This window comes from Streptomyces sp. NPDC057474, from assembly GCF_042802555.1.
Taxonomy (GTDB): Bacteria; Actinomycetota; Actinomycetes; order Streptomycetales; family Streptomycetaceae; genus Streptomyces.
Window position 1 is genome coordinate 1 of the sequence record NZ_JBHVDX010000262.1, and the last position, 12,387, is coordinate 12,387.

Here is a 12,387-nt window from a genome sequence, read left to right on the forward strand (position 1 = left end):
TCACTCACGAGCGGCGACGGGGCTTTCCGGTCTTGCCGCCGGTCTTGGCGTTTCTGCCCCCGGACGAGCCGCCTCGTGGGTTTCGGGCGGTCGGCTTGCCCGTTGTGGGCTGGCGCCGGGTGCCGCCTGTGGCCGGGCGCTTGGCCTTCGGGGGCTGCTTCTCCTCCGGGGCCTGGGTGCGGCCCCGTGAGCTGTTGACCGTCCGGCCCCGGACGATGCCGATGAAGTCCTCGACCAGGTCGGTGGTCGCGTCCTGCGGCCAGGACAGGGCGACGCGGGACTCGGGGGCGTCCGTGACCGGGCGGTAGGTGAGGTCCTTGCGGTGGTGGAGCCGGGCGAGCGACTGGGGAACGACGAGCAGCCCGATCCCGGCCGCCACCAGTTCGATCGCGTCCGCCGTGGTGGCGGGACGCTCGAACGCCGGCTCTCCCGGCGGGCGCTCCCAGTCGAGGGTGTCGTCGAGGGGATGCAGCACGACCTCGTCCGCCAGGTCCTCGGTGGTCACCTCGTCGACCGCCGCGACGACGTGGTCGTTGGGGATCACGACCACCGTGGTCTCGGTGTAGAGGGGGATGGCGCTGAGGTCGGTGTCGTCCACCGGCAGCCGTACGAAACCGGCGTCGGCACCGCCCTCCCGCAGCACGCCGAGCGCCTCGGTGGCGGACACCTGGAGGAGGGTCAGGGGGATGTCGGGCAACCGCTCGTTCCAGATCCGCACCCACTTCGTGGGCGTCACTCCCGGGACGTACGCGAGCCGGAACGAAGGGGATGCTTCCGAGCCTGTCACGTGACCAGGCTAACGGGCGGGGCCCCGGGTCCGGTCACCGCCGGTCGCCAGAGGGCGGGGGTCCGGTCGTCGGTCACGGGTACGGCCTGCGCCGTCGGCGTGGTCAGCGGTCGCGCACACGGTCGATACCCTTGACCTCATGACGTCGCACCAGACCACCCAGACCATGAAGCCCGCCACCGCGGCGAAGAAGCTGGGTGTGTACCTCCAGGCCACCCCCGTCGAGTTCCAGGAGGGTGTCGTCTCGCGCGCCGAGCTGACCGCGCTCCAGACCAACCCGCCGGCCTGGCTGGAGGAACTGCGCCTCAACGGCCCGCACCCCCGCCCGGTGGTCGCCGAGAAGCTGGGCATCTCCATCGCGGGGCTCGCGCGCGGCGGAGTCACCGAGGCCCTCACCACCGAGCAGATCGAGGCCCTGAAGCAGGACAGCCCCGAGTGGCTGCGGAAGGAGCGCGCCACCCAGGCCGAGGTCCGCAAGGAAGGCGCCCGCATCAAGAAGCGCGACGCGGAGCGGGCGGCCCAGTCGGACGGCCGGCGTTCCTGAACCGGTTCGCCGGGTGCCGCAGGACACTCGGCGGCACCAGCCGAACCGACGCGCGCACCGCCGAACCGAACGCGCGCACCCACCCGCATCGACTGCCGGCCGACGAAAATTCCTGAGCCGTTCGGCAGGGGCCCGGGCAGGATGCCCTCTGTGAACCATCTCCTGTGCGGGCTCGCCGCCAATCCGGCTCTGCCGTCCGAACTGGTCGACCGGCTGGTCGCGCTCGCGGACGCCGACGTCGACCACGACCTCGCCGGCCGTGCCGACCTCAGCCGGGCGCAGGCGGTCACGCTGGCCTCGCGGGGCGAGGGGACCGGTGTGCAGTTGGCGTACCAGGGCAGGCTGACCGTCGCCGACGTCGATCCCACGGCACAACCGCTCGTCGCCCTCGCCCTGCTCGACGAGGGCGCAGGCGACCCGGAGTGGGCTCGCCTCCTCGCCGCGGATCCGGTGGTCGAGCACCGGGAGAAGCTGGCCGCCTGCCCCGGTCTGCCTCCGGATGTGGTGGAGACGCTGGCCGCGGACTCGGACGTACGGGTCGTCGCGGAGCTCGCCCTGTGGGCCGCGCCGGACGTGGCCGCCCGGCTCGCCGAGCATCCGCATGCCGAGGTCCGTCGCGCGGTGGCGGGCAACGGGGCGACGCCGCCGGATGTGCTGGCGGCCCTCGTCCGCGGCGAGGACCTGTCTCCCGCGCGGCACTGCCTGGTCTGCGACCGCGAGGAGCCGCCGTTCACGCACAGCCCGGACTGCGTGCGGCTCGACTGCGATCTGCGGTCGGGCGCCTCCTGCGACGGTTCCCACGAATCCACCGTGCACGACATGCGGTGGGCAGCCCTGGAGAACCCGGCCACACCGGCGGAGCCGGTCGCGGGCTTCGCCGACCACCCCTCGATGCTGCTGCGCAGGGCGCTCGCCGCCCGCCCCGGTCTGCCCCCGGAGGCGTACGCACGGCTCGCCGTGGATCCCACGCCCGGTGCCCGCGCCGACCTCGCCGAGAACCCCGCGATCGACGACACCATGATCCGCGCGCTGGCCGACGACACCTCCTCCGACGTTCGGCGCGGCCTCGCGCACAACCCGCGGGTGCCGCTCGACGTGCTCACCCACCTGGCCGCCACCACCAGGATCGGCAGCACCCCCCTGCCGCGGATCGCCTCCGCCACGACCGCCGAGGTCGAGGAACTGGCGCGGTCGCCGCACGCGGTCGTGCGCATGCTCGTGGCCCAACGGCGGGATCTGCCGGACCCGATCCGTGCCACGCTGGCCGACGACCCCGACGCGAAAGTGGCCAAGTCCATAGCTCCGCACCGCGGCCTCTCCGAAGCGCGGTTGCGTGCCATGGTCGATCGGCACGGAGTCCAGGTCATCGCCAAGGTGGCGGCCAACCCGGACGCCACCCCGGCACTGCTGGAGGACTTGTCCCGGCACAGGCCCCCGGCGCGGAAGGCGTTCCGCGAGATCGCCCGCCACCCCCACGCGACGGCCCCGGCGCTTCTGGCCTGCCTGGCGGACGAACGGGCGAGGCTCCTCGCCGCCGGTCACCCGGCACTCCCGCCCGAGGTCATCACGGACCTGCTCACCGACACCGACCGGCAAGTGGCGGAAGCCGCGGCCGCCAACCCGTCGCTCCCGCTCGCCGTGATGGAGGAGCTGACGAGGGGGCTACTGCCCTAGCCCTCGTCACCGGTGCCGAGCCATCCGCCGACCCGTATGCGGCCCCTTCACGGATTGCATAAACGTGCAGCGAAACGTATAGTCATGCCATCTAAGAGGAGGGTTCCATGGCGGTACGCGTGGCGGTGGCGGGAGCGAGTGGATATGCGGGCGGCGAAGTGCTGCGCCTGCTGCTCGCGCACCCCGAGGTCGAGATCGGTGCACTGACCGGCAATTCCAACGCGGGTCAGCGTCTGGGCGGGCTCCAGCCGCATCTGTTGCCCCTGGCCGACCGGGTGCTCCAGGAGACGACCGCCGAGGTACTGGCAGGCCATGACGTGGTCTTCCTCGCGCTGCCGCACGGGCAGTCCGCCGCCGTGGCCGAGCAGCTCGGGCCGGATGTGCTCGTCGTCGACATGGGCGCCGACTTCCGGCTGAAGGACCCGGCGGACTGGGAGCGGTTCTACGGCTCGCCCCACGCCGGGACCTGGCCCTACGGCCTCCCCGAACTGCCGGGTGCCCGCGCAGCGCTGGAGGGGTCCAAGCGCATCGCGGTACCCGGTTGCTACCCCACGGCCGTGACGCTGGCCCTGTTCCCGGCGTACGCGGCGGGCCTCGCCGAGAGCGAGGCCGTGATCGTCGCCGCCTCCGGCACGTCAGGCGCCGGCAAGGCGGCCAAGCCGCATCTGCTGGGCTCCGAGGTCATGGGGTCCATGTCCCCGTACGGCGTCGGCGGCGGTCACCGGCACACGCCCGAGGTGATGCAGAACCTCGGCGGCGTCGCCGGCGAGCCGGTCTCCGTGTCCTTCACACCGACCCTCGCCCCGATGCCCCGCGGCATCCTCGCCACGTGCACCGCGAAGGCGAAGCCCGGCGTCACCGCCGACTCCGTGCGCGCCGCGTACGAGAAGGCCTTCGCCGACGAGCCGTTCGTCCACCTGCTCCCCGAGGGACAGTGGCCGGCCACGGCGTCCGTCTACGGTTCCAACGCCGTTCAGGTGCAGGTCGCGTACGACGAGGCCGCGGGCCGCATCATCGCGATCAGCGCCATCGACAACCTCACCAAGGGCACGGCCGGTGGCGCCCTCCAGAGCATGAACATCGCCCTCGGACTCCACGAGACGACGGGGCTTTCCACGATCGGAGTCGCACCGTGAGCGTGACGGCAGCCAAGGGATTCACGGCGGCGGGCATCGCCGCCGGAATCAAGGAGAACGGCAACCCGGACCTGGCCCTCGTGGTCAACAACGGGCCCCGCCTCGCCGCCGCGGGCGTCTTCACCTCCAACCGTGTGAAGGCCGCGCCGGTGCTCTGGTCCGAGCAGGTGCTGAAGGGCGGCCAGGTCTCCGCCGTCATCCTCAACTCCGGTGGCGCCAACGCCTGTACGGGGCCGAAGGGCTTCCAGGACACCCACGCGACCGCCGAGAAGGTCGCGGAGGTCCTCGACGGGCACAACGCGGGCGAGATCGCCGTCGCCTCCACCGGCCTCATCGGCGTACTGCTGCCGATGGACAAACTGCTGCCGGGCGTCGGGACGGCCGCCGCGCAGCTCTCCGAGCACGGTGGCGAGAAGGCCGCCATCGCCATCAAGACCACCGACACCGTGCACAAGACGTCCGTCGTCTCCAGGAACGGCTGGACCGTCGGCGGCATGGCCAAGGGTGCGGGCATGCTCGCCCCCGGCCTCGCCACCATGCTCGTCGTGGTCACCACCGACGCCGACCTCGACAGCGAGGTCCTGGACAAGGCGCTGCGCGCCGCCACCAAGGTCACCTTCGACCGCGTCGACTCCGACGGCTGCATGTCCACCAACGACACCGTGCTGCTGCTCGCCTCCGGGGCCTCCCAAGTCACCCCGGATCACGCGGAGTTCGCCGAGGCCGTCCGCAAGGTGTGTGACGACCTCGGACAGCAGCTCATCCGGGACGCCGAGGGCGCCAGCAAGGACATCAAGATCGAGGTCGTGAACGCGGCGACCGAGGACGACGCCGTCGAGGTGGGCCGCTCCATCGCCCGGAACAACCTCCTCAAGTGCGCCATCCACGGCGAGGACCCCAACTGGGGGCGGGTGTTGTCCGCCATCGGCACCACGCGGGCCGCCTTCGAGGCGGACCGGCTCAACGTCGCCATCAACGGCGTCTGGGTATGCAAGAACGGCGGGGTCGGCGAGGACCGCGACAACGTCGACATGCGCTACCGCGAGGTGCACATCGTCGCCGACCTCGCCGCCGGGTCCGAGACCGCCACCATCTGGACCAACGACCTCACCGCCGACTACGTCCACGAGAACAGCGCTTATTCGTCATGAGTAGCACGCGGAAGCACACCGCTCTCCCCAAGGCCCAGATCCTCATCGAAGCGCTCCCCTGGCTGACCCGCCACAACGGCAAGACCGTCGTCATCAAGTTCGGCGGCAACGCCATGATCGACGAGGATCTGAAGAACGCCTTCGCGCAGGACGTCGTCTTCCTGCGGCACGCCGGCCTCAACGTCGTCGTCGTGCACGGCGGCGGCCCGCAGATCAGCGCCGCTCTCGACAGGCACGGCATCGTCAGCGAGTTCAAGGCCGGCCTGCGCGTCACCACCGAGGACGCCATGGACGTCGTACGCATGGTGCTCGCCGGACAGGTGCAGCGCGAGCTGGTCGGGCTGCTCAACCAGCACGGGCCGCTCGCCGTCGGACTGACCGGCGAGGACGCGCACACCATCACCGCCACCAAGCACCAGCCCGAGATCGACGGCGAACTGGTCGACATCGGGCGGGTGGGCGAGATCACCGCGATCGACACGGGTGCGATCGAGGCACTGCTCGCCGACGGCCGCATCCCGGTCGTCTCGTCGATCGCCCGTAGCCAGGACGACGGACATGTCTACAACGTCAATGCTGATACGGCGGCTGCGGCACTCGCTGCTGCTCTTGACGCCGAAACCCTCATGGTCCTCACGGACGTCGAGGGCCTCTACGAGGACTGGCCCAACAGCGACGAGGTGATCAGCCGCCTCACCGCTTCCCAACTGGAGAAGCTGCTGCCGGAGTTGTCCTCCGGCATGGTGCCGAAGATGCAGGGCTGCCTGCACGCCGTGCGTAACGGCGTGCAGACCGCCCGTGTCATCGACGGCCGGGTCCAGCACTCGATCCTGCTGGAGATCTTCACCGACGAGGGCATCGGCACGATGGTCGTGCCGGACGCAGCACAAGAGGGGGATGCCGAATGACCACGAACGAAGAGCTCAGCCAGCGGTGGCAGGGCTCGCTCATGAACAACTACGGCACCCCGAAGCTCTCGCTCGTCCGCGGCGCGGGCACCAAGGTGTGGGACGCCGACGGCAAGGAGTACGTCGACTACGTCGGCGGCATCGCGGTCAACGCGCTCGGCCACGCCCACCCGGCGATCGTCGAGGCCGTCAGCACCCAGATCGCCTCCCTCGGCCATGTCTCCAACCTGTTCATCGCCGAACCGCCCGTCGCCCTCGCCGAACGGCTGCTGGAGCACTTCGGCCGGGACGGCAAGGTCTTCCTCTGCAACTCGGGCGCCGAGGCCAACGAGGGCGCCTTCAAGATCGGCCGGCTGACCGGGCGGACCCACATGGTCGCCACCGAGGGCGGCTTCCACGGCCGGACCATGGGCGCCCTCGCCCTCACCGGCCAGCCCGGCAAGCAGACCGGCTTCCACCCGCTGCCCGGCGACGTCACGCACGTCCCGTACGGCGACGCGCAGGCCCTGGCCGCCGCGGTCACCGAGGAGACGGCCCTCGTCATCATCGAGCCCGTGCAGGGCGAGAAGGGCGTCGTGGTCCCGCCGGCCGGCTATCTGAAGGCCGCGCGGGCCATCACGGCCGCCACCGGCTCGCTGCTGGTCCTCGACGAGGTGCAGACCGGCGTCGGCCGGACCGGGCACTGGTTCGAGTACCAGGCGCACGAGGGCGTCCTGCCGGACGTCGTCACCCTCGCCAAGGGGCTCGGCGGCGGACTGCCGCTCGGCGCGACCGTCGCCTTCGGCCGGGCCGCCGAGCTGCTCCAGCCCGGGCAACACGGCACCACGTTCGGCGGCAACCCGGTCGCCTGCGCCGCCGGACTCGCCGTCCTGGAGACCATCCGGGCCGAGGGCCTGCTGGAGAACGTCAAGCGGCAGAGCGAGAAGCTGCGGAACGGAATCGAGTCCCTCGGCGACCCGATGATCGACCATGTCCGTGGCGCGGGCCTCCTGCTGGGTATCGTGCTCACCGAGCCGCTCGCGCCCCTGGCGCAACAGGCCGCTCAGGACGCCGGTTTCCTGGTGAACGCGCCCGCCCCCGATGTCGTACGGCTGATGCCCGCGCTCAACATCGGTGACGCAGAGGTGGACGCCCTCCTCCAGGCGTTGCCCGGCATTCTCGACGCGGCGCGGGCGGCGCACGAAGCCAGTGGGGACGAACGAGCCGGGGAATGAGACGACGATGAGCCAGGCGCAGGAGCACGACCAGGCGGGGCCCGCCGTGCCGCAGACCCGCACCGCACGCCACCGGCGGATCGTGGACATCCTCAACCGGCAACCTGTGCGGTCGCAGAGCCAGTTGGCGACGCTGCTGTCCGACGACGGGCTGAGCGTCACGCAGGCGACGCTCAGCCGGGACCTGGACGAGCTGAACGCGGTGAAGATCCGCAACACCGACGGTGACCTGATCTACGCGGTGCCGAGCGAGGGGGGTTTCCGTACCCCTCGGGCTCCGCTGGGGGAGTCGGCGAAGGAGGAGCGGATGCGGCGGCTCTCCGCGGAGCTGCTGATCTCCGCGGAGGCTTCGGCGAACCTGGTGGTTCTGCGTACGCCGCCGGGGGCGGCCCAGTTCCTGGCCTCGGCCATCGATCAGGCGGAGCTGCACGACATCCTGGGGACCATCGCCGGTGACGACACGTTGCTGTTGATCAGCCGGGATCCTGTGGGCGGGCAGGCGTTGGCCGATCACTTGCTGCGGCTGGCTCAGAACGGCCACGGGCACTGAGAAACGGGGATCGGGGATCGGGGGGAAACGTTGTGTGTCGGCTGCGGGTCCGTCGTGGCCGGTGCGCAGTTCCCCGCGCCCCTGAAAAGGGGCTTCGCCCTTTTCCCCGCCGGCGACACCCGATGAGCCACCGGTGAGCGAAACCCCCGCGCTCAGCCCAGCCGCGCGGCCAACCCTCCCGTGCAGCGGACCTCGTCGCCCGCGGTGATCAGCAGCGCCTCCGCGTCGTCCAGGGACTCCAGCCACGCCAGGCCCTCACGGGAACCCATCGCGAACGCGGCCGTCGCCCAGCAGTCCGCCCAGGTCAGGCGAGGGGCCACGACCGTCACCGAGACGAGGTCGGTGACGGCGGACTTGCCGGTGCGGGGGTCGACGATGTGGGCGCCCCGTTCGGCCGTGCCGGAGGTGGCGACGGCGAGGCGGTCGGCGCCGGCGGCGGTGACGACGGCGGCGAGGCCCCCGGGGCGGAGGGGATCGGCCACACCGACGCGCCACGGCCGCTCGGGGCCGGGGACACCGCACAGCTGGACGTCACCGCCCCCGTTCACGCTCACCCCGGCCGCCCCGGCGTCGACCAGACGCAGGGCGGCCCGTTCGGTGGCCCAGCCCTTCACGAGGCCCGTCGGGTCGAAGCGGCCCTCGTACGTGGCGCTGAACCAACCGCGGCTCAACCGCTCGGCCTCGGCGCACAGTTCGAGCACCTCGCCGATCTCGGGATCGCACTCCTCGATCGTCACCTCGCCCCGGGCGAGCCGGGAGATCTGGCTGTGCTCGCGGTAGGTGCTGAACACCTCGTCCACGGCGTGGAGTCCGGCCACCGCCTCTTCGAGCGCGGCCTTGACCGCCGTGGGCTCGCCTCCCCGGATGTCGAACGAGAAGACGGTGCCCATGACCTCCTCGGCGTGCCGCAGTTGGGAGGGCGCGGCGGCCCCGGCGGGTTCGGCCACCGGATCAGCCGGCCTGGTCCAGCGCGGACTGGAGGGACTGCTGGTAACCGCCGCTGGTGTATGTGGCGCCCGAGACAGCATCGATGTCAGCGCTCCCTGCCGAGACGGCGTTCTGGTTGAGCTGGGGGATGGCGGTTCCGCTGATCTGGGTGGAGCGGCCGCCGCTGGGCTGCTGCAGCGCCTCGGCGTTGGTGATCTTGCCGCCGCTGACCGTGATGCGGACCTGGACCGGGCCGTAGTCCGTCTGGACCGCGGAGCCCGTGAGTACCTGGGTGCCCGTCGCCTGCCCGGCCCCGGTGTCCTCGGCCTCGCCGGCCGCGTCCTCCTGCGCGTCGCCGCCCGCCTCGACCTCGGTACCCGTGTCCTGCGCGTTGCCGGCCTGGTCCAGGGCGGACTGGAGGGATTCCTTGTAGCCGGCGCTGGTGTAGGTGGCGCCGGAGACGGCGTCGATGTCGGCGGTGCCCGCGGCCACGGCCGCCTGGTTGAGCTTCGGCACCGAGTCGCCGGTGATCTGGGTGGAGCGACCGCCGCTCGGCGCCTGTACGGCCTCGGCGTTGGTGATCTTGCCGCCGCTGACCGTGATCCGGACCTGGACCGGCCCGTACTCGGTCTGGACGGTGGAACCCGTGAGTACCTGGGCGCCCGTGTCCTGCGCGTTGCCGGCCTGGTCCAGGGCGGACTGGAGGGATTCCTTGTAGCCGGCGCTGGTGTAGGTGGCGCCCGAGACGGCGTCGATGTCGGCGGTGCCCGCGGCCACGGCCGCCTGGTTGAGCTTGGGGATGGCGTCGCCGCTGATCTGGGTGGAGCGACCGCCGCTGGGCTGCTGCACGGTCTCGGCGTTGGTGATCTTGCCGCCGTTGACGGTGACGCGGACCTGGACCGGGCCGTATTCGGTGTCGACGGCCGTACCCGTCAGGGTCTGCGCGCCGGCCGCCACCCCGCCCTGTGCCGAAGGTGCGCCCCCTGCGGCTCCGGCCTGTACCGAACCGGCGTCCGAGGCCGGCTTCAGCGACAGCAGCAGCACGATGCCGGACACGGTGGCGGCGGTGGCGAGCAGGGTCCGCCGGATGGGGTGGCTCTTCTTCATCGCTCCTTCAGCTCCTGAAGTGTGAAGTCTCGCGGGGGGAGACCCGTGGGGCGAACCCGTGGGGAAACCCATGGCCAGAAGTCGGGGTGGGACGGTCGTGGGGACCTACCGCTGGGACGGTCGGTCGGGTGGGACCTGCGGTGAGCGGTCCCGTCGCTCACATCTCGAACGACTCGTGGTGGATACGGCGGGTCGGGACGCCCGCGCCGCGCAGCGACTCGTACACGCCCTGGGCGAACCCGGGCGGCCCGCACAGGAAGACGTCGTGGCTCTCGATGTCCGGGATCTTGCGGCGCAGGGAGTCCGGCGAGATGTCGGGGCGTTCGCCCTCCGGGCTGTTCACCGCGTACATCAGCCGCGCCCCGCGCTCCTCCGCGATCTGCGCCAGCTCGTCCCACAGGGCCAGGTCCTGGGTGCTGTTTGCCCGGTAGAGGAGGGTCAGGTCGCCGGCCGCGCCGGGCAGCGTCTCGAACAGGGCCCGCATCGGCGTGATGCCCACACCGCCGGCCACCAACAGCACCTTGCCCCGGCTGCGCTTGCCGGCCGTGAGCGCCCCGTACGGGCCCTCGGCCCACACCCGGGTGCCGGGCTCCAGGTCACGCAGGGCCGAGCTGTGGTCGCCGATCGCCTTGACCGTGATGCGCAGCATGTTGGGGCGGGGCGCCGCCGACAGCGAGTACGGGTGCGAACTGAACCGCATGCCCGGCGCGAGGAACCGCCAGCGGAAGAACTGTCCGGCCTCCGCACCCATCCGGTGCAGCTTGCGCCCGCTCATCAGCACCGAGACGATGCCGGGCGACTCCTCGATGACCGCCTCGACCCGCAGCCGGTGCTTCATGTTCAGCTTGATCGGGCAGATGATCCGGTACCAGACCACCAGCGCGGTCACCGCCCCGTACAGCCCGTACCAGGCGGTCTTCGCGGCGGGCGTGGCGGCGAACTCGTTGCCGGTGGTGATCTGGTGCCAGAACGTCAGGAACGTGGCCGCGTACGTCAGCAGGTGCGTGTGGTACCAGAGGTCGTACGGGATCCGCTTGCGCACCGGGCCGATCGAGATGAGCCCGATGAACACCAGCAGACCGGTGCCGATGGCGGCCTTGCCCATGTCCGGCAGCTGGTTGATCGAGTCGATCGTCTGCTGGAGGATCGCGGTGTGGGTGAGGCCGGCCTGGAGGGCGTACCCGTACATCGTGAGGACGACGTGTGCGACGACCAGGCAGAGCGTGTAGCGGCCGGTCATCGCGTGCCAGCGAGCCACCCGGTCGGAGCCGACCCGGCGTTCCAGGGCGGGCACCCGGGCCATCTGGAGCACCACCAGGGCCATCAGGTATCCACCGAGCAGGCCTGTGATCCGCCCGGCGTTGACCATTTTGCTGCCCTGGTCCGCGATGGACGGGGTGTTGTCCCACCACAGCCACACCACCGCGGCCGCGCCCGCCCAGAAGGCGAGCAGCAACGGGACGGCGGGAGAACGACGAGGGCGGATGCGGCGCATCGTCTGGCGGCGCGCTGCGCGACCTCCGGCGATCGTGGACACGGTTCCTCCGTGGTGGGCTGGACCCTTGGCCCACACGTACGTGCAGGGAGTGCCGTGTGTTCAACCGTGTGAACAACTGCCTTGCGGAACGCCCCGGTACCGGATGACGTCCGCGGCTCCCACGCCGTCAGACGCTCGAGGGCGGCAGCGGCAGGGGCAGCCCCGGCAGTCCGTCCAGGCTGGTCGCGATGTGCTCCTTGGAGCCGAAGTAGGCGCTGAGCGAGTCGTCGTCCTCGCGCGCGAAGCGCCGCCCGTGCAGGTCGCGGTCCTCCTCGTACGCCATGAACGGCACGGAGTAGCCGCAGCTGTCGCGGATGCGTCCGGCGCGGACCACGACGACGGCGCGCAGACCATGCGGGGTGGGGTCGATGTCGGGGAAGCGGGCGAGGAGTTCGGGGAAGCGCGGGTCGTCGCGGAAGACGGCCTCACCCGTGCCGTGCACGCGGACGATGTTGGGCGGGCCCTGGAAGGCGCACCACATGAGGGTGATCCGGCCGTTCTCGCGCAGGTGCGCGATCGTCTCCGCGTTGGACCCCGCGAAGTCCAGGTAGGCGACGGTCAGTTCGTCGAGGATCACGAACGAGCCCTTGAGCCCCTTGGGGGAGAGGTTGACCGTGCCTTCGGCGGACAGGGGCGCGGTCGCGGTGAAGAAGAGGGGCTGGGCCTCGATGAACGTACGCAGGCGGCCGTCGATGCGCTCGTAAGTCTTTCCCATGCCTAAGGATTATCGACGGAAACGCTTCGCCTGTCTAAGGAATTGGGCTCGGATCCGAGGAGCTGGGCCGGAAACGCGAATTCCGGGTGGGCCCCATCGCTGGGATCCACCCGGAACCAGGTCTTCCGTGGCCGCCC

General features: G+C 71.2%; 12 protein-coding genes. 7 read left to right on the forward strand and 5 right to left on the reverse strand.

Features of this window, described 5'->3' with window-relative positions; all coding sequences use genetic code 11:
- Nucleotides 1-4: 4 nt before the first annotated feature.
- Nucleotides 5-787, reverse strand: a complete 783-nt coding sequence (locus tag ACFU53_RS41630; protein WP_384004878.1) for a LysR family substrate-binding domain-containing protein — start codon at nucleotides 785-787, stop codon at nucleotides 5-7.
- Nucleotides 788-926: 139 nt separating this feature from the next.
- Here ACFU53_RS41630 and ACFU53_RS41635 point away from each other — a divergent pair, with 139 nt between their 5' ends.
- The 7 genes from ACFU53_RS41635 (at nucleotide 927) to ACFU53_RS41665 (ending at nucleotide 7,964) form a co-directional block, all read left to right on the forward strand.
- Complete coding sequence (locus ACFU53_RS41635; RefSeq protein ID WP_384004880.1) at nucleotides 927-1,331, forward strand: DUF5997 family protein; 405 nt, start codon at nucleotides 927-929, stop codon at nucleotides 1,329-1,331.
- Between the two features lie 150 nt (nucleotides 1,332-1,481).
- Entirely contained in the window at nucleotides 1,482-3,005 is a 1,524-nt protein-coding gene (locus ACFU53_RS41640) for a hypothetical protein (RefSeq protein WP_384004882.1), read from the forward strand.
- A 107-nt stretch (nucleotides 3,006-3,112) separates the two neighbouring features.
- On the forward strand, nucleotides 3,113-4,141 hold the full coding sequence (gene argC, locus ACFU53_RS41645) for an N-acetyl-gamma-glutamyl-phosphate reductase (protein ID WP_384004884.1): 1,029 nt from the start codon (nucleotides 3,113-3,115) through the stop codon (nucleotides 4,139-4,141).
- The gene (argJ, locus tag ACFU53_RS41650) at nucleotides 4,138-5,292 is read left to right on the forward strand and encodes a bifunctional glutamate N-acetyltransferase/amino-acid acetyltransferase ArgJ (protein ID WP_384004886.1); all 1,155 of its coding nucleotides are present in this window, start codon (nucleotides 4,138-4,140) and stop codon (nucleotides 5,290-5,292) included. The genes argC and argJ overlap by 4 nt, the downstream gene beginning before the upstream one ends.
- Entirely contained in the window at nucleotides 5,289-6,200 is a 912-nt protein-coding gene (argB, locus tag ACFU53_RS41655) for an acetylglutamate kinase (RefSeq protein ID WP_384004888.1), read from the forward strand. Before argJ ends, argB begins: the two co-directional genes overlap by 4 nt.
- On the forward strand, nucleotides 6,197-7,414 hold the full coding sequence (locus ACFU53_RS41660) for an acetylornithine transaminase (protein ID WP_384004890.1): 1,218 nt from the start codon (nucleotides 6,197-6,199) through the stop codon (nucleotides 7,412-7,414). Before argB ends, ACFU53_RS41660 begins: the two co-directional genes overlap by 4 nt.
- 7 nt (nucleotides 7,415-7,421) lie before the next feature.
- Complete coding sequence (locus tag ACFU53_RS41665) at nucleotides 7,422-7,964, forward strand: arginine repressor (protein WP_384004892.1); 543 nt, start codon at nucleotides 7,422-7,424, stop codon at nucleotides 7,962-7,964.
- A gap of 152 nt (nucleotides 7,965-8,116) precedes the next feature.
- Here the strand turns inward: ACFU53_RS41665 and ACFU53_RS41670 are convergent, their stop codons facing one another.
- The 4 genes from ACFU53_RS41670 to ACFU53_RS41685 form a co-directional block, all read right to left on the reverse strand.
- Entirely contained in the window at nucleotides 8,117-8,911 is a 795-nt protein-coding gene (locus ACFU53_RS41670) for an FAD:protein FMN transferase (protein ID WP_384004894.1), read from the reverse strand.
- Nucleotides 8,912-8,915: 4 nt separating this feature from the next.
- The gene (locus tag ACFU53_RS41675; RefSeq protein WP_384004896.1) at nucleotides 8,916-10,070 is read right to left on the reverse strand and encodes an FMN-binding protein; all 1,155 of its coding nucleotides are present in this window, start codon (nucleotides 10,068-10,070) and stop codon (nucleotides 8,916-8,918) included.
- A gap of 85 nt (nucleotides 10,071-10,155) precedes the next feature.
- On the reverse strand, nucleotides 10,156-11,493 hold the full coding sequence (locus ACFU53_RS41680) for a ferric reductase-like transmembrane domain-containing protein (RefSeq protein WP_384004900.1): 1,338 nt from the start codon (nucleotides 11,491-11,493) through the stop codon (nucleotides 10,156-10,158).
- Nucleotides 11,494-11,662: 169 nt separating this feature from the next.
- Nucleotides 11,663-12,250: a pyridoxamine 5'-phosphate oxidase family protein gene (locus ACFU53_RS41685; protein ID WP_384004898.1), complete on the reverse strand. Its 588-nt coding sequence runs from the start codon at nucleotides 12,248-12,250 to the stop codon at nucleotides 11,663-11,665.
- Nucleotides 12,251-12,387: the final 137 nt, after the last annotated feature.